General features: G+C 74.3%; 19 protein-coding genes. 7 read left to right on the top strand and 12 right to left on the bottom strand.

What is annotated here, in order from left to right:
- Positions 1-24 precede the first annotated feature (24 nt).
- On the bottom strand, positions 25-486 hold the full coding sequence (locus tag IE106_RS14245; RefSeq protein ID WP_189533742.1) for an SPW repeat protein: 462 nt from the start codon (positions 484-486) through the stop codon (positions 25-27).
- A gap of 308 nt (positions 487-794) precedes the next feature.
- Here IE106_RS14245 and IE106_RS14240 point away from each other — a divergent pair, with 308 nt between their 5' ends.
- From IE106_RS14240 to IE106_RS14230, 3 genes are all read left to right on the top strand, one after another.
- Entirely contained in the window at positions 795-1,001 is a 207-nt protein-coding gene (locus IE106_RS14240) for a hypothetical protein (RefSeq protein WP_189533740.1), read from the top strand.
- 311 nt (positions 1,002-1,312) lie between these two features.
- A complete protein-coding gene (locus IE106_RS14235; RefSeq protein WP_229840410.1) occupies positions 1,313-1,774 on the top strand; it encodes a subtilase-type protease inhibitor in 462 nt (153 codons plus the stop codon).
- A gap of 217 nt (positions 1,775-1,991) precedes the next feature.
- Positions 1,992-2,960 (top strand): hypothetical protein, encoded by a 969-nt coding sequence (locus IE106_RS14230; RefSeq protein ID WP_189533738.1) that lies wholly within the window; start codon positions 1,992-1,994, stop codon positions 2,958-2,960.
- A gap of 129 nt (positions 2,961-3,089) precedes the next feature.
- Here the strand turns inward: IE106_RS14230 and IE106_RS14225 are convergent, their stop codons facing one another.
- From IE106_RS14225 to IE106_RS14210, 4 genes are all read right to left on the bottom strand, one after another.
- A complete protein-coding gene (locus IE106_RS14225; RefSeq protein WP_189533736.1) occupies positions 3,090-3,533 on the bottom strand; it encodes a response regulator in 444 nt (147 codons plus the stop codon).
- A 144-nt stretch (positions 3,534-3,677) separates the two neighbouring features.
- Complete coding sequence (locus IE106_RS14220) at positions 3,678-4,631, bottom strand: aldo/keto reductase (protein ID WP_189534144.1); 954 nt, start codon at positions 4,629-4,631, stop codon at positions 3,678-3,680.
- A 182-nt stretch (positions 4,632-4,813) separates the two neighbouring features.
- A complete protein-coding gene (locus IE106_RS14215; protein WP_229840471.1) occupies positions 4,814-5,506 on the bottom strand; it encodes a polysaccharide deacetylase family protein in 693 nt (230 codons plus the stop codon).
- A 270-nt stretch (positions 5,507-5,776) separates the two neighbouring features.
- Positions 5,777-6,178 (bottom strand): hypothetical protein, encoded by a 402-nt coding sequence (locus tag IE106_RS14210; RefSeq protein ID WP_189533732.1) that lies wholly within the window; start codon positions 6,176-6,178, stop codon positions 5,777-5,779.
- Between the two features lie 189 nt (positions 6,179-6,367).
- Here IE106_RS14210 and IE106_RS14205 point away from each other — a divergent pair, with 189 nt between their 5' ends.
- Positions 6,368-6,691, top strand: coding sequence for a plasmid stabilization protein (locus IE106_RS14205; RefSeq protein WP_189533730.1), 324 nt, complete (start codon positions 6,368-6,370; stop codon positions 6,689-6,691).
- A 20-nt stretch (positions 6,692-6,711) separates the two neighbouring features.
- Here the strand turns inward: IE106_RS14205 and IE106_RS14200 are convergent, their stop codons facing one another.
- The 3 genes from IE106_RS14200 to IE106_RS14190 all read right to left on the bottom strand — a co-directional run bounded on the left by IE106_RS14200 (position 6,712) and on the right by IE106_RS14190 (position 8,663).
- On the bottom strand, positions 6,712-7,380 hold the full coding sequence (locus tag IE106_RS14200) for an HAD family hydrolase (RefSeq protein ID WP_189533728.1): 669 nt from the start codon (positions 7,378-7,380) through the stop codon (positions 6,712-6,714).
- Positions 7,381-7,484: 104 nt separating this feature from the next.
- Positions 7,485-8,168 carry a DUF6766 family protein gene (locus IE106_RS14195; RefSeq protein WP_189533726.1) on the bottom strand — a complete coding sequence of 228 codons (684 nt, stop codon included), beginning with the start codon at positions 8,166-8,168 and terminating at the stop codon, positions 7,485-7,487.
- Between the two features lie 87 nt (positions 8,169-8,255).
- A complete protein-coding gene (locus IE106_RS14190) occupies positions 8,256-8,663 on the bottom strand; it encodes a hypothetical protein (protein WP_189533724.1) in 408 nt (135 codons plus the stop codon).
- 259 nt (positions 8,664-8,922) lie between these two features.
- Between IE106_RS14190 and IE106_RS14185 the strand changes: the two genes are divergently transcribed.
- Positions 8,923-9,453, top strand: coding sequence for a DUF6328 family protein (locus IE106_RS14185; RefSeq protein WP_229840408.1), 531 nt, complete (start codon positions 8,923-8,925; stop codon positions 9,451-9,453).
- Here the strand turns inward: IE106_RS14185 and IE106_RS14180 are convergent.
- Positions 9,435-10,982 (bottom strand): ATP-dependent DNA ligase, encoded by a 1,548-nt coding sequence (locus tag IE106_RS14180; protein ID WP_189533722.1) that lies wholly within the window; start codon positions 10,980-10,982, stop codon positions 9,435-9,437. The two genes, IE106_RS14185 and IE106_RS14180, sit on opposite strands and share 19 nt — an antisense overlap.
- 193 nt (positions 10,983-11,175) lie before the next feature.
- Between IE106_RS14180 and IE106_RS14175 the strand changes: the two genes are divergently transcribed.
- Positions 11,176-12,222, top strand: coding sequence for a phosphatidylinositol-specific phospholipase C domain-containing protein (locus tag IE106_RS14175; protein ID WP_189533720.1), 1,047 nt, complete (start codon positions 11,176-11,178; stop codon positions 12,220-12,222).
- 205 nt (positions 12,223-12,427) lie between these two features.
- On the opposite strand, the gene IE106_RS14170 is transcribed toward IE106_RS14175, so the two are convergent.
- The 3 genes from IE106_RS14170 to IE106_RS14160 all read right to left on the bottom strand — a co-directional run bounded on the left by IE106_RS14170 (position 12,428) and on the right by IE106_RS14160 (position 14,588).
- Positions 12,428-12,622 carry a hypothetical protein gene (locus tag IE106_RS14170; protein ID WP_189533718.1) on the bottom strand — a complete coding sequence of 65 codons (195 nt, stop codon included), beginning with the start codon at positions 12,620-12,622 and terminating at the stop codon, positions 12,428-12,430.
- A gap of 137 nt (positions 12,623-12,759) precedes the next feature.
- Positions 12,760-13,419 carry a response regulator gene (locus IE106_RS14165; protein WP_189533716.1) on the bottom strand — a complete coding sequence of 220 codons (660 nt, stop codon included), beginning with the start codon at positions 13,417-13,419 and terminating at the stop codon, positions 12,760-12,762.
- Complete coding sequence (locus IE106_RS14160) at positions 13,416-14,588, bottom strand: sensor histidine kinase (protein WP_189533715.1); 1,173 nt, start codon at positions 14,586-14,588, stop codon at positions 13,416-13,418. Before IE106_RS14160 ends, IE106_RS14165 begins: the two co-directional genes overlap by 4 nt.
- Positions 14,589-15,146: 558 nt before the next feature.
- Here IE106_RS14160 and IE106_RS14155 point away from each other — a divergent pair.
- Positions 15,147-17,627 carry a GDSL-type esterase/lipase family protein gene (locus IE106_RS14155; RefSeq protein ID WP_189533713.1) on the top strand — a complete coding sequence of 827 codons (2,481 nt, stop codon included), beginning with the start codon at positions 15,147-15,149 and terminating at the stop codon, positions 17,625-17,627.
- Positions 17,628-17,662: the final 35 nt, after the last annotated feature.

Below are 17,662 nucleotides of genomic sequence, written 5' to 3'. Positions count from 1 at the left end.
GGCCCTTCGCCCGTCATGCCCGGGTCACGGGGTGGGCACCCTCCTGCCCCTGCGGGCGCGGGTCGCCTCGGAGCGGCGCTCACCCGTGGCGGCCATGGCCGCGCCGAGCAGCAGGGCCAGGACGCCGACGATGACGTTGTTCCACACGCTGCGGGTCGTGTCGACGTTTCCGGCGACGAGCCACGGCGAGATGATCGTGAACGCGCCGATGGCCACGGCGCACCAGGCCATGGCGTGGGTCCGCTCGTACGCGGAGCCCAGGCCGCCCATGCACAGCGCGTAGGCGGCGCCGAGGATCAGGTTGCACACGGCGAGCGCCGTGAGTCCGCTGAATCCGGCGATCCAGGGCGATGCGGCCAGGTACACGCCCGTGAGGAAGGCCAGTGCCTCGAGGGCCTGCCCGCGGGGGGTACTGGTGGCCCGTTCGAACCGAGCGCGCATCTCGGCGACGTCAGGGTGATGCTCGATGGTCGGGTGAGTGGTCATTGCGGGCCCGCCTCCTGTAGAAGCCTTTATCTGCCCTTTACGTCCATATAACTCCTCCTAGCCCATTCGGGTCAACTGGAACCTTTCGCCCGCGCTGTCCGCGGCGCCGGCGGACGGGCACCGGGACCGACCGGCCCCGCACGTCGGCCCCGGGGCCGCCCGGGCTCGGAACGCCCGCCCGGGGGAGCGCGCGGGAGGGGGCGGCGCCGGGGCCGCGCGACACCTCTGCGGCGCGCCGTCGTTGATCAGCCGCGTGGGGCACGGTTTCCCGCGCCCCGTCACGACCGTCGAACGACCGAGAGGGAACCATGAGCCTCCGCACCGTCGCCACCACCGCCCTCGCCACCGCCGCCGGCGCGCTGCTCGCCGTCGGCGCCGCGTCCTCCGCCCAGGCCGCCCCGACCGCCCCGCAGACCTCCGGGGTCCCGGCCGCCTCCGGAGATGCCCTCGCCCTGATGGAGGACGCCGTGGCGCCCCGGTCCCTGACCACCTTCCTCCTCGGCAGCGGGAACTGACGGGAGACCCCCGGCGGCTCCCGCGCGTCCGGCGGGGATCCAAACGGAATCACCACCACCGCATTTCGGCCGTGTTGCGACTCACCCGTCGCGCCGTTTCACGCACGGTCCACGTTTGAACCGGATCCGCGACGGGGCGTCAACCAGCGGTGACGCCGGGTCACCTGCCGGGGCGCGTCTCCGGAGTGTCGGTTTCAGGTCACTGCTTGAAAAGGTGATAAAACCTGAAAACCGTCACTCAATGTGCGTCAAACACCCCCACACGGCAGGCTGTTCACGCACCACGACCGAACGGGACTCAAAGGAAAGTGATGACCATGACGCACAAGCGGACATCTATACGGCGTACCGCCATCTTCGGGATGATCACCGCCGCAGCGATGACCGCGCTGGCACCGGCCGCCGTCGCCGCTCCGGAGCGGGCGGCGGGCACGGGCGAATCGCGGCTCTACGCGCCGAACGCGCTGGTCCTCACCGTGGCGAAGGGCGAGACGGTCGAGACGGCGACGCCGCTTCGCGCGGTGACCCTCACCTGCGCGCCGACTCCGGGCGGGACCCATCCCGCGCCCGAGGAGGCCTGTGGCGAGCTGCGCGCCGTGGACGGCGAGTTCTCCGCCCTGCGCAGCGACGGGGACCGTGCCTGCATCAAGATCTACGACCCGCTCGTCGTCACCGCCGAGGGCGTCTGGGAGGGCCAGCGCGTCAAGCACGAGCGCGTGTTCGGCAACTCCTGCGTCCTCCGGTCCGAGGGCGGCAGCGTCTTCTCCTTCTGAGCGCCGCCGCTCGACCACCCCGCGGCCCGCGTCCTCTCCACGGCACCCTCCCCCGCCACGGAGACGGCGCGGGCCGTCGCCGTGCGCGGGGCCGGCGGTGTGGCTGACACTGATGGGGCGAAAGTGGGCATACGTGACTACGGGTGCCGTCGCCGGCATCGCCCGTGGAGGCCGGCCCCCGGAACAGGACCGGACCGTGAGCCGTGGAACGTGAGCCATGGATGTGGAGAGCGTCGCCGACGAGTTGTACGGGCTGCCGCCCGCCGAGTTCACCGCGGCCCGGGAGCGGCACGTCGCCCAGGCCCGTGCGGCCGGGGACCGCGAGCTGGCCGACCGGATCCGGGCGCTGCGGCGCCCCACCCTGGCCGCGTGGGCGAGCAACCTCCTCGTACGGACCCGGCCGGACGAGGTCCGGTCGCTCGTCACCCTCGGGGACGGGCTGCGGCGGGCGCGCCGGGACCCCGACGGCGCGCGGCTGCGCGAGCTGGACCGGCGGCGGCACGCCCTGGTCGCCGCGCTGGTGCGGGAGGCCCGGCGGCTGACGGCCGAGGCCGGGAAGGAGATCGGGGACGCCGCCCGCGAGCAGGTCGAGGCGACCCTGCGGGCGGCGCTCGCCGACCCGGAGGCGGCCGCGGAGTGGAGGGCGGGCCGCCTCAGCAGGGCGCTGAGCGTCCCGGCCGGCTCCCGGGGGGCCGGGACCGCCGGGGCGGGGCACCTCCCGGCGGCCCTCGCTCAGGTGGCCCCCGGCACCGGGGAGGCCCGCGATCCGCGCGCCGGCCCCTCCCCCGCCGGGCGCCGGAGCGGCGGCCGGGCGCAGGGCGACGGCAGCGGCGGCCCGGTCCTCCCGGCCGCTCCCACGGCCACCCGGGCCCCGCGGGGGCGGCAGGAGGCGCAGCGGCGGCGGGCCGAGGAGGAGGCGGTCGCCGCCCGGCGGGAGGCGGCGGCGCGGGAGGACGAGGTGCGCCACGCCCTGGACGCGCTGGAGGGCGCCGAGCAGCGGGCGCACGAAATGGACCTGCTGACGGAGGAACTGGTCGTACGGCTGAAGGAGGCGCAGGCCCGCCGGGAGGCCGCGCACGGCGCCGCCCGCCAGGCCAGGGCGCGGGCCCGGGAGGCGGAGGGGGCCGCCCGCCGGGCCGCACTACACGCCCGGGAGGCCGCCGAGCGGCTGGAGCGGGGGCGGTGAGCGGCGGGGCGCGGTGCGACTGCGGCGGGATGGCCGGAGGCGCCACGGGCGGGCCGCCGGAGCCGCAGGCAGGGTGACCGGGGGCGCTGTCGGGAGGTCACCCGGGCCGCGGCGGGGTGGCCGGAGCCCCTACGGGCGGGTCGCCGGGGTCGTGGGGGTGACCGGGAGGGGCCGGGCGAGGTCCGGGGGGCGGCGGGCGAAGCTGTGGAGGTAGCGGACCTTGATGCACAGCGACCACGGGTCGATCGGCTTGACCAGGAGGTCCGCCGCGCCCAGCCGCATCGCCGTGCGGGACAGCTGGGCGTCGACCCCCATGCCGGTCACGAGGATGACCGGAATACGACGGGTCTGCTCCAGTCTCTGCATGTAGCGCAGCACGTCGAGGCCGCTCACCCCGGGCATGACCACGTCCAGGACCGCCACCGCGACACCACCCCGCAGCACCGCCTTGAGGGCGGCGTCGCCGCTGGTCGCGGACTCCAGGGGGTAGCCGAGCGGCGAGAGGGCGCTGCGCAGGGCGAACAGGTTGTCCTCACGGTCGTCGACCAGGAGGACCTTCTCTCCGGCGGGCATGGGACCTCACCTCCGCTCCGTGGGTCCGGGCCGGCCCGTACGCGGCCCCGTCCCCAGCATGCCCCCGGTGGCACCCGGGCGGCAGATGCCCTGCGGGACGGGCTCGGCGGGGTGGCCGAACCCGTCTACCCGCGGGTGCGCGACTCAGGCCAGGAGGCGTTCCAATTCGGCCAACTCCGCGTCGTCGAACGACGCGGCGTCGAGGGCGCCGAGGTTCTGGTCGAGCTGGCGCACGCTGCTCGCGCCGACGAGGACGGACGTGACGCGCGGGTCGCGCAGGATCCAGGCGAGGGCGAGCTGCGCCAGGGTCTGGCCGCGGCCTTCCGCGAACGCGTTCAGCGCGCGCAGCCGGTCCAGCTTGCCGCCGGTGAGCGCGTCCCGCTTGAGGAAGTGGCCGATGGCCATGCGGGAGTCGGCCGGTACGCCCTCCAGGTAGCGGTCCGTCAGCTGGCCCTGGGCGAGCGGGGAGTACGCGATCACGCCGGCGCCGGCCTCGTCGGAGGCGGCGATCAGCCCGTTCCGCTCGATGGTGCGGTCCAGCATGTTGTAGGCGTGCTGGTTGATCAGGAGCGGGGTGCCCAGTTCCCTGAGCACGGCGGCCGCGCGGACCATCTGGTCGGGGCTGTAGTTGGAGAGGCCCGCGTAGAGCGCCTTGCCCTGGCGCACCGCCGTGTCGAGGGCGCCGACCGTCTCCTCGACGGGCGTGTCGGGATCGGGCCGGTGGGAGTAGAACACGTCGACGTAGTCGAGGCCCATGCGGGTCAGCGACTGGTCGAGGCTCGCGAGCAGGTACTTGCGGGAGCCCCACTCCCCGTACGGGCCCGGCCACATGTCGTACCCCGCCTTCGTCGCGATGAACAGCTCGTCGCGGTACGGGCGGAAGTCCTGGGCGAAGAGGGTGCCGAAGTTCGCCTCGGCGCTGCCGTAGGGCGGTCCGTAGTTGTTCGCCAGGTCGAAGTGGGTGACGCCGCGGTCGAAGGCGTGGCGCAGGACGGCGCGCTGCGTCTCCAGCGGGGTGGTGTCGCCGAAGTTGTGCCACAGGCCGAGGGACACCTGCGGCAGCAGGACGCCGCTGCGGCCGCACCGCTGGTACCGCATGGCGGCGTAGCGGTCTTCGGCGGCGCGGTAGGGGGCCGGTCTCACGGGGGGGTCTCCTGCCTCTTCGGGGTGGGGCCTCGGCGGGCTCGCGGTGGCCGTGGGGCATCGCCGGCCCGCCTGTTCGACGAGGTTAACCGGCGTACGGCGGGCCGGTGCGGGCGGGCGGTGCGGGCCCGGCGGCCTCAGGGGCGGTAGACGGCGCCGGGCTCGGGCCGGGCGGGGGCGAGGAGCTGCGGCACGGTGACGAAGGTGAAGCCGCGCTCCTTCAGCTCGTCGACGATGCCGGGGACGGCGGGGACGGTGCCGTCGTAGATGTCGTGGAGCAGGATGATGCCGTCCTTGCCGGCCCCGTCGAGGGTGCGCTCGCGGATCAGGGCGGAGTCGGTCGTGGCGTAGTCCTTGGCGGTGACGCTCCACAGCACCTGGGAGAGGCCCAGTTCGCGGCAGATCTCGGTGACCGTCTCGTCGGTGCGGCCCTGCGGGGGCCGCATCAGGGTCGGCTTGCGGCCGGTGAGGCGCTGGAGGGCCTCCTGGGTGCGGGTGAGCTCCTCGCGTATCTCGTCCGGCTCGATGTCGGTGAGGATCCGGTGCGTCCAGGTGTGGTTGGCGACCTCGTGGCCCTCGGCGGCGATGCGGCGCACGACGTCGGGGTGGCGGTCGACGTGCTTGCTGCCGAGCAGGAAGAACGTGGCGGGGACCTGCTTCTCCTTGAGGATGTCCAGGAGCCTCGGGGTGTCCTTGCCCGGTCCGGCGTCGAAGGTCAGGGCTATGCACTTCGCCTGCCGGCAGTCGACGGGGCGCGGCGCCTCCCCCTTGGCGTCCTCGCGCACGTCGGCGGGGGCGACGGTCTCCACCGAGCAGCCGCCCAGGGTCAGGACGAGCGCGGCCGCGGCGGCGAGGACGGCGGCCGCGCGGTGGCGGCGGTGCGGCGCGCGGACGGGGCGTGAGGACGGCCGGGAGGGTGGCGGGAACGGCACGGTGCGGCTCTCCTTCGAGGTGGTCGAAGAGGCCCGGCGAGGGCCACGCGCCGCACTCTACACAAGGTGTATACACATGATTTATAGCGGGGTGGGAGACGCGCGAGCGCGCCGACACGGGGTCGGCGCGCTCGCGGTGGCCGGACGCCTCGGCCGTCCGGCGGGGCGTCAGCGGGAGGCGAGGAGCAGGCGGCACTCCGCCTCGTGCTCGCCGGGGACGTGCTGGGTGGAGCGCACGTCGAAGAGCCGGCCGAGTGCCTTCTCGACCACTTCCACCGCGTGGTGGTCACCGGTCAGCAGCGCCTCGACCGGCGAGCCGAGCCGCGGCGCGGCGGAGGGCTCGCCCGAGTGGGCGGAGCTGTCGAAGGTGGCCATCCACACGGTCGGCTCACGCCCGGCGGTGGGGTGCGGTACCACGTCCTCGCAGCCGGCGAAGACCTCGTCCAGCGCCCCGAAGACCGCCTCCGCCTCCGCACGGCCGCAGTCGCTGAGCTGGACGGTGACATCGCAGTCGGCAGGATGCTCCCCCGTACGCCGGTTCCCCGTGTCCTTTCCCAGGTCGCTTGCCATGGCGTTCTCCACGTCCTTCCGTCGGATCCTTCGGAACGAGTACCCGCCTTCCCCGTACCTCCACGGATGGCACCCGTGTGCCACTCCGCTGGCGGACGGGCACGGTGCGTGTTTGCGGGGAGGGATGCCTGGTACCGGGGTGGGACCGACGGGGGGCGCCAGCACAGGGCACCGACGAGAGGAACAGCCATGCCCGCAGGATCCAGCGCCAAGCGCGAGCGGCAGTACGAGCACATCAAGGACAGCGCCCGCGGCCGGGGCGAGGGCGAGAAGCGCGCCGAGGAGATCGCCGCGCGCACGGTCAACAAGGAGCGGGCGCGCAGCGGTGAGGCGAAGTCGTCGAGCCGGTCCTCCGGCGGGACCTCGGCGTCGAAGCGCGGCGGGCAGCGCTCGCGGGGCGGCGGCTCGGAGGGCGCCACGTACGACGAGCTGTACGCGGAGGCCAAGAAGCGCGACATCCCCGGCCGGTCCTCGATGAACAAGGCGGAGTTGCAGCGCAAGCTCGGCAAGTGACCCGGCCGCGTCCGGCCAGGTCAGGCGGCGCCCCCGCCGAGCGGGCTGTCGTCCAGGTGGGCGAGCAGGTCGGCGGGGTCGGCGTAGAGGGCGCTCGCTCCCGCATCGAGGAGGTCCGCGCGGGGGATGCCGCCGCAGAGGAGGCCCACGCAGGTGACCCCGGCCCGGGTGCCGGCCTTCATGTCCCAGACGGTGTCGCCGACGAACACGGACCGGTCGGCGGGCGCGCCGGCCAGTTCCAGCGCGTGCCGCACGGGGTCCGGGGCCGGCTTGCCCTCCTCGGTGTCCTCGGCGCCGGCGACGGCGGTCACGGCGTCGTCCGCGTCGATGGCGCGGCGCAGCGCGGTGAGTTCGGCGCCACCGGCGGACGTGGCCAGGACGACGGTCCAGCCGCGTGCGGCGAGGGTCCTCAGCAGGCGTCCGGCGTCCGGGAGGGCGGGCAGGCGGTCGGAGTAGGTCCCGTAGAGCGTCTTGTGGGCGGCGCTGATCGCGGCGTCGCCGCTCCGGTCTCGGTCGGGGCCGAGGAGGTGCTCCACGAGGTCCTCGGCGCCGAGCCCGACGGCCCGGTGGACGGCGTGCATCGGCACTTGGTGACCGGCCTGCCGGAACGCCTCCCACCAGGTCGTGACGTGGAGGTGGTTGGTGTCGGTGAGGGTGCCGTCCACGTCGAACACGGCAGCGCGGGTCATGGGGATCCTCTCTGTACGGCTGATACGGCTGATACGGCCGGTACGGCTGATGTGGCCGGTACGGCCGGTGGTTCCGTGCTCCTGCTTCCCGGCTTCGGGCCTCATCAGCCCTCCACGCCGGTCGCGCCGTGGGCGGCGCCGACCGGCTTCGACTCCGGGGAGCCGCGCTGCCGCAGGTACACGGAGAAGATCGCCATCGAGCCGATGGCGAGGAGCTCCGACTGCCAGTTCTGGAGCGTGCGGCTCCAGAAGTCGGGCGAGGCGAGGTACTCGGACCAGCGCAGCGGGCTCTCCAGCTCCCGCAGCCTCTCCTCGCCGTGGGCGGCGGCCCCGCTCACGGACTGGACGTACCAGGAGCCGAGGAACACGGCGCACATCCAGATGCCGAGGGAGCGCGAGTACAGGGTCTGCCGCAGGCCCCCCGCGCCGGCCCAGCGCGGGGACTCGGGGGTGGCGTGGCGGCCGACGCGCTGTTCCTCGTCGGACTCGGTCCCGGCCTTGTGCATCTCCTTCGACTCCGGGGAGCCCCGCTGGAGCAGCCACACCGTGCCGAAGAGGTAGAGGAAGAACTGCAGGTACTCGGACTGCCAGTTCTCGGTGACGGCGACGGCGAAGTCGGCCGACGCGAGGTAGCGGGCGAAGCCGACCGGCTCTGCCCCCAGGGCGCGCATCTCGGCGTCGTACTGCGCCCGCCCGGCGACCGCTTGGCACAGGACGGTGACGAGGAACCCGGTGCCGAAGGCGAGGGAGAGCCCGTTGTCCCGGGCGAAGCGGAGGAAGCGGTTCATCGGTGGAGGGCTCCCAGCACGCCGAAGTAGACGAGGCCGCAGACGAGGGTGAGCGCGTACAGCGTGAACATGGTCCGCACGGTGGGATCAGTCCCCCTTCACACGGCAGTCGTAGGGGCGCTCGGGGCGCGGGGTGCAGCCGGCCGCCCTGACCTTCCAGCCGTCCGGGAAGCGGGTGACGAAGTACGTGTCGTGTTCCAGGACGACGCGGGCCTGGTGGCCGTACACGTCGGTGGCGCGGATCCGCCCGGGGGCGGGCAGGGCGGCGTGGGACAGCCCCGTCTCGCAGGACGGGCCGGGATCCCGGGCGAGCGCCTCACGGGTCGCCGGGGCGAGGAGCCCGCACGCGGCGGCGGGCCGGGCTCCCCCGGCGTGGCCGGCGAAGCGGAGGGCGGCCGTGGTGACGGCGGTGCGTTCGGCGTCGGAGGCGGAGCAGCCGGTGAGGGCGGCGGCGAGCGGGGCGAGAAGCGCGAGGAGGGCGGGAGGGCGGCGCACCGGTTCCTGCTCCTTTCGGCCCCTGGCCTCACGGGGCCTTCCCGGAGGTGTCGGATACGAGCATGGGGGTGCGGCGGCGGCCGGTCGCGTCACGGCGGCGCGACACCCGTGAGCTTCCTTCTGCTGCCGTATCGGGGCGGCGGGCGCCCGCGTCCCCGGGCGGGTCGACCCGGGTGGCTGGAGCGCGCCGGAGGGGGTACCAGGGACGGGTCGGACCGAGGGACGGGAGGGCGAGATGCCTGGTCGGGAGCGTGACGCCGTGAAGGGAACGGGCGGGGGGCCCGGCTCCCCGGAGGAGGCGGAGTCGGAGGGCGGGCTGCGGCGGGGCCGGCGCGAGACGCCGGAGGAGCGGGCGGACCGGCGGTGGAGCGAGCTGGTCCAGGAGATCCGGGTCGCGCAGACGGGCGTGCAGATCCTGTTCGGCTTCCTGCTGACGGTGGTCTTCGCACCCCGGTTCGCGGAGCTGTCGGACGTGGACCGCGGGATCTACATCACCACGGTGGTGCTGGGCGCGTCGGCGACGGGCGCGCTGATCGGGCCCGTGTCGCTCCACCGGATCGTGTCGGGCCGCAGGATCAAGCCGCAGACGGTGGTGTGGGCGTCGCGGCTGACGTTCACGGGGCTGGTGCTGCTGCTGGTGACGATGGTGTCGGCGCTGTTCCTGATAATGCGGGTGGCGACGCACGACGGCTACGTGCCGTGGCTGGTGTCGGGCGTGGCGCTCTGGTACCTGGTGTGCTGGTTCGCGCTGCCGATGTGGGTGCGCCACCGCTACACGACGCGTGACTGAGGCCCCGCCAGGACCGTCTCGACCGTGTCGGCCTGGGCGGCGGGCTTGTCCGGGCGGTGCCGCAGGACGCGGGCGAAGCGGAGGGCGACCCCGGCCGGGTAGCGCGGGGAGCGCTGGAGGCCGTCGTAGGCGATCTCGACGACCAGCTCGGGCCGTACGCGGACGGTGAGGCCGTCGTCGGAGACGGCGAGTTCGCGCAGCCGGTCGGTCTGCCAGCCCAGCATCGCGTCCGTGAGGCCCTTGAAGGTCTTGCCGAGCATCACGAAGGTGCCGTCGGCGGCGCGGGCGCCGAGGTGGAGGTTGGACAGCAGTCCGGTGCGCCGGCCGTGGCCCCACTCGGCGGCGAGGACGACCAGGTCGAGGGTGTGCACCGGTTTGACCTTCAGCCAGGACCGTCCCCGCCGGCCCGCGCCGTACGGCGCGTCGAGCGCCTTGACGACGACGCCCTCGTGCCCTCGCGCGAGGGCGTCCGCGAAGAACGCCTCGGCCTCGTCGCGCCGCGCCGGGTCGGCGGGGTCGGTGACGACGGCCCGCCGGACGCGCAGGGGCTCGGGGACGAGGCGGGCGAGCTCCGCGTGCCGCTCCCGTCCGGGCAGGTCCAGCAGCACGGCGCCGTCCGCGGCGAGGACGTCGAAGAACACGGGCGACACGGGGCGGGCCGCCGCGGCCGCGGCCACGTCGAGGCGTGAGCCCACCCGGGAGGCGGTCTCCTGGAAGGGGACGGGGCGGCCCGACGCGTCCAGGGCGATCACCTCGCCGTCCAGGACGAAGGCGTCGCCGGCGAGGCCGCGGGCCACGGCGGCGGCCTCGGGCAGGCGGTCGGTGATCTCGTCGAGGGAGCGGGTGTAGATCCGTACGTCGTCGCCGGTGCGGTGCACCTGGATGCGGACGCCGTCGAGCTTCTCCTCCACCGCGCACGGACCGAGCGCGGCCAGCGCGTCGGCGACGCTCTTGGCGGTGTGGGCGAGCATCGGCTGCACGGGGGTGCCGACGCGGAGGCGGAACCGCTCCAGGGCGGGCGGGCCCTCGGCGAGGAGCGCCGTGGCGACCCTCGGCAGGGACCCGTCGAGCATCACCGCGCGGCGCACGTCGGCGGCCGGGGCGTGGGCCGCCCTGGCGACGCCCTCCAGGGCGATCGCGTCCAGTGCGCCCTGCCGGACCTCACCGGTGAGCAGCCGGACGAGGAACCGCTGCTCGGGGGCGGTGGCGGCGGCCATGAGGTCGTGGACGAGGCGCCGCCGCCCCGTCTGGGAGCCGGGTCCCGCCACACCGGCGAGCGCGGTCAGCGCGGCGTCCGTGTCGGCGACGGTGAGGGTGGCGCGGCCGGCGGGCGCGACGGGTTCCCTCAGGATGTTCCAGCCGATGCCGACGCGGCCCTGCGGGAGACGGCCCGCGAGGTAGGCGATGACGAGGGGGACCTCCGCGGGCGGCGTCGCGGAGAACAGGTCCGCCAGCACGGCGATCTTGCGGGACCGCGCCGAGGTGGCGGCGACCTGCTCGGAGACGTCTGCGAGTCGGGCCAACAGCATGCGGCCATCGTGCCCGCCGCACGGGCCGCCCGCACGCGGGGGCGGCCCGCGGCGGGCGGCCCGCGCCCGGTGGACGTCTTCGGGGGGACGTCGGCGCGTGGCGGGGGATCAAGCCGCACGTCTCCCTTCCTTCACCCGACTCCCCTAGTCTTCCGGCGACTTCAGTCGAGCCGACCGGGAAGCAGGGGACGACATGGGCTTGTTGGCACGTTCGGTGGGGGCCGCCGCGGTGGCGGGGACGCTGGTGCTGGGCGCCGGCCCGAGCGCGGCGGTGGCGGTCGACCCGGGCCAGCTGTCGTACGGCGCGTCGACGGGGGTGGGCGTCCACAACGCGTACGAGAAGGACAAGTACCGGTACTTCGCCGACGCGTTGGACTCGGGCGCGGGCATGCTGGAGCTCGACGTGTGGACGAACGCGTTCGGCCGGTCCTGGCGGGTGTCGCACGGCAACCCCCTCGGCAACGACAACAACTGCGAGAACGCCGCGCACGCGGGCGAGCTGCGCACCAAGGCCCGCAACCAGGACCTCGGCGGCTGCCTCGCCGACATCCGCGCCTGGCACGACGCCCACCCGGGGCACCGGCCGGTACTGCTGAAGGTCGAGATGAAGGACGGCTTCCAGGCCGACCACGGGCGGGGGCCCGCCGCGCTGGACGCGCTGCTGACGGCGCGGCTGGGGGACGCGCTGTTCCGGCCGGCCGACCTGGTGGGCGGGCACCCGGACCTGGACACGGCCGTCCGCACGGACGGCTGGCCCTCCCGCGCCCGGCTGGCCGGGAAGTTCGTCGTCGAGCTGATCCCGGGCACGGTGGAGGAGGGCAACCCGGCCGACTCCCTGTGGACCGACCGCGAGTACGCCACCCACCTGCGGAACCTGGCGGCCGCCGGGCGGCTGCGGGAGGCGGGCGCGTTCCCCGCGGTGCACGGGGCGCAGGCCGGCGACCCCCGTCTGCGGTACGCGGACGCCGGACTGCGGCCGTGGTTCGTGGTGTTCGACGGGGACGCGTCGGTGTACGCGGGCGGCTCGGTGGACACCGCCTGGTACGCGCGGCGGAACTACCTGGTCCTCATGACGGACGCGCACCACGTGGCTCCGGCCATCGACGGCACCCACCCGACGGAGGGCCAGGCCCGCGACCGGCTCGCCCTGCTGGCCGGACGGCACGCCAGCGTCGTGTCGGCCGACTGGTACCCGCTGCCCGCCGTCCTGTCGTCGGTCGTCCCCCGCGCGGGCGCGTAGCCGGCCGCCCGGCCCGGGGCCGCCGCGGACCGGGCCGGGCGGGACCGCGCGAGACGTCCCGGGCGGCGGGGCGCCGCGTCGCGGTCCTCGTGGGCGAGGAGGGTCCGGGCGGCCGGGCGGCGCCGGCCGGGGTGGTGGGCGACCGGCGCGAAACGGCCGGTTCCCGCCCGTCGGGTGGAGCGGCCGGTCACCACGGTGCCGCTCGTCAGTCCGTCCGCCCCGGCCGGAGCCGCAGCACGTCGCGCACGAGTGCGTACGCGGCGCTCAGGAAGATCGCGGCTCCGCCCGCGATCCAGAGGGCCGACGCCCCGGAGCGGTACTCGTCGACGGCCATGACGAACACCAACACACTGGCGAGAACACCGAAGGCCGAGATCACGGCGCTGATGCGGTCGGTCATGCGGACATCGTCGACGACGACCCCGGCCGGCGGGAGCGCTCCGAACGAATCAGCCCGGGGCATGTCTCCGAAGGAGCGTCGTCCGCCCGCGGGGCGGGCCGGGCGCCGGCCGGTGGGCGGGGCTTCGACGACACGGCCTAGGACACCAGGCTGTGCCGGTAGGCGTAGACGACGGCCTGGACGCGGTCGCGCAGGTCGAGCTTGGTGAGGATGCGGGACACGAAGGTCTTGACGGTCTCGTGGCTGATGACGAGGCGCGCGGCGATCTCGCTGTTGGACAGTCCGTCCGCGATGAGCCGTAGGACCTGCAGTTCGCGGGGCGTCAGCGGGACGGCCTGCGGGCCGCCCTCGGCGGGCCGGATACGGGCGGCGAAACGGCCCACGAGGCGACGTGTCACCTCGGGGTCCAGCAGCGCCGCGCCCGTGGCCACGGTCCGGATTCCGTGCAGCAGCCGGTCCGGCGGCGCCTCCTTGAGCAGGAACCCGCTCGCTCCGGCCCGCAGCGCCTCGTAGACGTACTCGTCCAGGTTGAACGTGGTCACCACGAGCACCTTCACGGGGTGCTCGACCCCGGCGCCGGCCAGCAGCCGGGTGGCCTCGATGCCGTCGAGGACCGGCATGCGCACGTCCATCACCACGACGTCCGGGCGCAGTCGGCCGGCCAGCTCCACGGCGGTCCGCCCGTCCCCGCACTCGCCCGCCACCGCCAGGTCGGGCTGCGCGTCGATGATGGTCGACAGCCCGGCGCGGATCAGCGCGTGGTCGTCGCAGACCAGGACCCGGAGGGGCGCGCTCACGCCGGGCTCCCCACGGGTATCCGCGCCCGGACGAGGAAACCGCCGCCGGTTCGACGGCCCGCGCTGAAGTCGCCGCCCAGGACGTCGACCCGTTGCCGCAGGCCCTCCAGTCCCCGCCCGCTGCCGCCGGGGGAACAGGCCCGCACACCGGAACCGTCCGTGCCGACCTCCACGGTGATCTCCCTTTCACCGTGGCGCACCAGGACCGAGGTCCGGCCGCCACGGTCGTACTTGAGCGCGTTCGTCAGGGCCTCCTGCACGACCCGGTAGGCCACGAGGTCGGCGCCGCCGGTCGAGGCCGGCGGTGTGCCCTCCTCGGTGAACTCCAGCGGCTGCCCGGCGGACCGTGTCCGCTCGACGAGCGTGAGCACCCGGCCCGTGGGCGGCGTCCTGTCCGGTCCGCCGTGGCCGGTGCCGTGGTCGGGGTCGGGGTCGAGCAGACCGAGCAGGTGGCGCAGGTCGGTGAGGGCCCGTCGGCCGGTGTCGGTGACGGCGGTCAGGGTCTGGTCGAGGCGGTCGGGCGAGGCGGTCAGGTACCGGGCCGCCTCGGACTGCACGACCATCGCCGTCACGTGGTGGGTCACCACGTCGTGGAGCTCGCGGGCGATCCGGGTGCGTTCGGCGGTACGGGCGTCCTCGGCGACGCGGTCACGCCGTTCGGCCTCCGCGGCCCGGGCGGAGCGCATCCACACGCCGACGCCCCACGCGAGGGCCAGCACCAGGTAGAACGTCACGAACTCGGCCACCGGTTTGCCCGGCCCGAGTCGGTGGAGCGCGACGGCCAGAGCCGCGAACGCCGCCGAGGAGACGACCGGGGCGGCACGCCGGTACCGCTCCAGATACGATCCGGCGCTCAGCAGCGCGACGGGCAGAGCGGTGCCGGCGAAGAGGTGGTAGCCGCGCAGCTGGTCGAGGGCGAAGCCGCACGACACCAGGGTGAGGCAGACGAGCGGCCACCGTCGGCGCACGGCGAGCGGAAGGCACTGCAGGACCGCGGCCGTGACGGCCAGTGCGTCGGCGGGGCGGGTCGGCAGGCCGCCGATCTCCGTGCCGTTGCCGTGCAGCGCCGGCACGGCCGACCCCACGAGGAGTAACACCCCCAGCGGGAGGTCCCGGGCCGTGACATCGAGCCGGTGCCACAGCTCCGGGACGCGTCGACGATCTCTCACCGGGGCAGTCTAACGGCGGAGCCGACGGCGGCAGTTCGGCACCGAGGCGTTCGGGAACCCCTGGTGGGGGCCGTTGCCGGAGGCCGCGGGCGGTGTGCGCGGCGGTGGGCGTGAAGCCGGGTCCGACCGCGGTGGCCAGGCCGTCCGACCGGGGCGCGCGCTCGTCGGGCAGGCGCGGCGGGCCGGTGCCCCGAGGACGCCGGGTGCGGCGCTCGGACCGCGCCCGCGGGCAGGGCCGACGGGGGGCCGACCATCCGGTCGGCTGCGGCTTGTCCCCCGCGCGAGCTACGCGGAGGTGTCCACCACCGGGTGACGACTCCGGACCGGCGTGTCCGTAGCGTCGGGACCCGATCACTCCCATTCAGCCGTGAGGTCCTGACGACGCATCGTCCCGGCAGGGACACCGGGACCGCCGCCGCCGTGACGAAGCGGCAGCGTTCCGACCGCCGGTGATCGTGCCTCGGGCAGGCGCCTTGCACAGGAGGAAGAGTAGTGCGGAGCAACATGCGTCAATTGATTCCGAGAAAGAGGAGATCCTCGGGAGGACCATCCCTCCTCGTGCTGGTTCTCTGCGTGGCACTGATGTTCGCCGGGTCCGCGCTGCCCCGTGTCGCGCAGGAAGCCGCCGCCGCGGATGCCGGAGGGTGCTCGGCCCACGCCACGTCCTTCGCCACCGCGCCGGTGGCGGAGGGCACCGCCGCCCTGCGGGTGGGTTGTGCCCGGGACGCGGGCAGCCTCCGCGCGTTGGCCAAGGGTGACGACGACCTGGTGGCGGCCCTCGACTTCCATCCCGGAGCCCGGCCGGATCAGCTGCACCAGCAGATGCAGCAACTGGTCGACACCGTCCGCCGGGACCAGGCCAACGGCATTTCGCTCAGCCGGGCTTTCACGCTGCACGCCGACCGGAACAGCGTGGGCTACTACCAGCGGCAGAACGACGACATCAGCTACGACGGCAGCATACGGATCGTCGGCGACAGCCTGGTGATCGTGGTGCCGGCCGGCGGCGTCGGCGCCGCGGGCTTCTGGGACGGTTTCTGGAAGAAGTTCGTCACGGGCCTGGTGATCACTGCCACCATGGTCGCGTCCGGCGCCCTGTGCCTGCTCTTCTTCAACGTGGGCGCGCCCGCCGCCGCACCGGTCTGTGGTGCCGTGGCGGGGGGCCTGTCGGCAGGTGTCGGCGAACTGGTGAATGCCGCCCTGGACGGCAAGCCGATCGACGGGGAGGCGTGGGGCGCCGCGCTGGGCAGCGCGATCTGGGGTGCGGCCGGCGGCGCCTTCGGTGGTGCGCTCATGCAGTTCGCGTCGGCCGGTTCCGCCTCCTTGATCGCCAACGCTCAGACCACGTTGCGCACCTGGGTGGCGAAGCTCGGCGCCTGGGGGAAACCGCTCGAGAGCGTGGCGAACCTGCTCACCGAGGCGACCGGCGCCCAGCTGCGCAGAGTCATCGAGCAGCTCTACCGCGGGGTCGGTGCCTCCCACGTGGACCTGCGGATCATGCCGCTGGGAGACTCCATCACGTACGGCACGGGCAGCTCGAACGGAGCCGGGTACCGGGCGCCGCTGTACGTCCACCTGAACCGGCAGGAGGGCGTGTCGGTGCAGTACGTCGGCTCGCAGCGCTCGGGACCGGCGCTCTCCCCCATCGCCCACGAGGGGTATCCGGGCCGGCTCATCAACGACATCGCCGGCATCGTGGACTCCGCCCTGACGACGTACCAGCCCAACGTGGTGCTCCTGCACATCGGTACCAACGACATGAGCAACAACGTCGATCCGGGCGGCGCGCCGGCCAGGCTCGGCAGCCTGATCGACCGGATCCTGCGGGCCGCCCCCGGGGTGACGCTGCTGGTCTCGACCATCGTGCCGTCCTCGTTTCCGGGGACCGCGGAACGGATCGCCGCGTACAACGCGGCGATCCCGGGTGTCGTGGAGTCCCGGCGGGCGGCGGGCAAGCGCGTCCGGCTGGTCGACATGGACGCGGTCACCACCGCCGATCTGGCCGACGGTCTGCACCCCGACGACCGCGGCTACCAGAAGATGGCGGGAGCGTTCTACGACGCTCTCCTGGGGGCGGCCCAGGCCGACTGGATCAACGAGAGCCCCGGCAGCGGCGGTGGCCCGGGCGGGGGTCCCGTCAAGGGCTGGTTCCCGGAAGGCACCATCGCGTCCGGGACCTTCAGCGGGGGTGGCAGCACCGTCGTGTACGCCGATCTCAACGGCGACGGCCGGGCCGACCATCTGAAGGTGAACGGCGACAGCTCGGTCCAGGCGTGGCTCAACGGCGGCCCCAACCCCAAGGAACCCGTCGGAAGCGACAGCGACTGGCTCTGGTACCCCCAGGGGACCGTCGCCAGCGGCGTCGTCGCGGCGGGCGACACCATCCGCTTCGCCGACCTCAACGGCGACGGCAGAGCCGACTACCTGAAAGTCAACGGCGACAGCTCCGTCCAGGCCTGGCTCAACGGTGGCCCCAACCCCAAGGACCCCGTCGGAAGCAACAGCGGCTGGCTCTGGCACCCCCAGGGGACCGTCGCCAGCGGCGTCGTCGCGGCGGGCGACACCATCCGCTTCGCCGACCTCAACGGCGACGGCAGAGCCGACTACCTGAAAGTCAACGGCGACAGCTCCGTCCAGGCCTGGCTCAACGGCGGCCCCAACCCCAAGGACCCCGTCGGAAGCAACAGCGGCTGGCTCTGGCACCCCCAGGGAACCGTCGCCGGCGGCGTCGGCGCGGCGGGCTCCCGGGTCCGCTTCGCCCCGCTCCACGGGAGCCGGTCCGCCGACTACGTCCTCCTGGGCAGTGGCGACGGCGCGAACTACGACAGTTCCGTCCAGGTCTGGCGGAACGGAGGCCCCAATCCCAAGGAACCCGTCGGGAGCGACTGGTACTGGTACCCGGGCGGTACGGTCGCCAGCGGCGTCGGCGTCGACGGGACGCGCATCCAGTTCGCCGACCTCAACGGCGACGGCCGGGCCGACTACCTCGACGTCGATCCCCGGAACGGCGCCACCCGGGCCTGGATGAACCACGGCTGACGACACCGCCGACGACCGGCGCCGTTCTCCGCTTC

The organism is Streptomyces roseolilacinus, assembly GCF_014649335.1.
In the GTDB taxonomy this organism is placed as follows: Bacteria; Actinomycetota; Actinomycetes; order Streptomycetales; family Streptomycetaceae; genus Streptomyces; species Streptomyces roseolilacinus.
Note: the sequence above shows the minus strand (reverse complement) of the source record. Positions and strands in the feature narration are given on the sequence as shown.

What these genes read in the sequence shown, in the direction of transcription:
- IE106_RS14230 (WP_189533738.1), top strand. Translation starts at nt 1,992, where the DNA reads ATGGATGTGGAGAGCGTCGCCGACGAGTTGTACGGGCTGCCGCCCGCC.
- IE106_RS14175 (WP_189533720.1), top strand. Translation starts at nt 11,176, where the DNA reads ATGGGCTTGTTGGCACGTTCGGTGGGGGCCGCCGCGGTGGCGGGGACG.
- IE106_RS14210 (WP_189533732.1), bottom strand. Translation starts at nt 6,178, where the DNA reads ATGGCAAGCGACCTGGGAAAGGACACGGGGAACCGGCGTACGGGGGAG.
- IE106_RS14195 (WP_189533726.1), bottom strand. Translation starts at nt 8,168, where the DNA reads ATGAACCGCTTCCTCCGCTTCGCCCGGGACAACGGGCTCTCCCTCGCC.
- IE106_RS14240 (WP_189533740.1), top strand. Translation starts at nt 795, where the DNA reads ATGAGCCTCCGCACCGTCGCCACCACCGCCCTCGCCACCGCCGCCGGC.
- IE106_RS14235 (WP_229840410.1), top strand. Translation starts at nt 1,313, where the DNA reads ATGACCATGACGCACAAGCGGACATCTATACGGCGTACCGCCATCTTC.
- IE106_RS14205 (WP_189533730.1), top strand. Translation starts at nt 6,368, where the DNA reads ATGCCCGCAGGATCCAGCGCCAAGCGCGAGCGGCAGTACGAGCACATC.
- IE106_RS14180 (WP_189533722.1), bottom strand. Translation starts at nt 10,982, where the DNA reads ATGCTGTTGGCCCGACTCGCAGACGTCTCCGAGCAGGTCGCCGCCACC.
- IE106_RS14245 (WP_189533742.1), bottom strand. Translation starts at nt 486, where the DNA reads ATGACCACTCACCCGACCATCGAGCATCACCCTGACGTCGCCGAGATG.
- IE106_RS14225 (WP_189533736.1), bottom strand. Translation starts at nt 3,533, where the DNA reads ATGCCCGCCGGAGAGAAGGTCCTCCTGGTCGACGACCGTGAGGACAAC.
- IE106_RS14170 (WP_189533718.1), bottom strand. Translation starts at nt 12,622, where the DNA reads ATGACCGACCGCATCAGCGCCGTGATCTCGGCCTTCGGTGTTCTCGCC.
- IE106_RS14200 (WP_189533728.1), bottom strand. Translation starts at nt 7,380, where the DNA reads ATGACCCGCGCTGCCGTGTTCGACGTGGACGGCACCCTCACCGACACC.
- IE106_RS14220 (WP_189534144.1), bottom strand. Translation starts at nt 4,631, where the DNA reads ATGCGGTACCAGCGGTGCGGCCGCAGCGGCGTCCTGCTGCCGCAGGTG.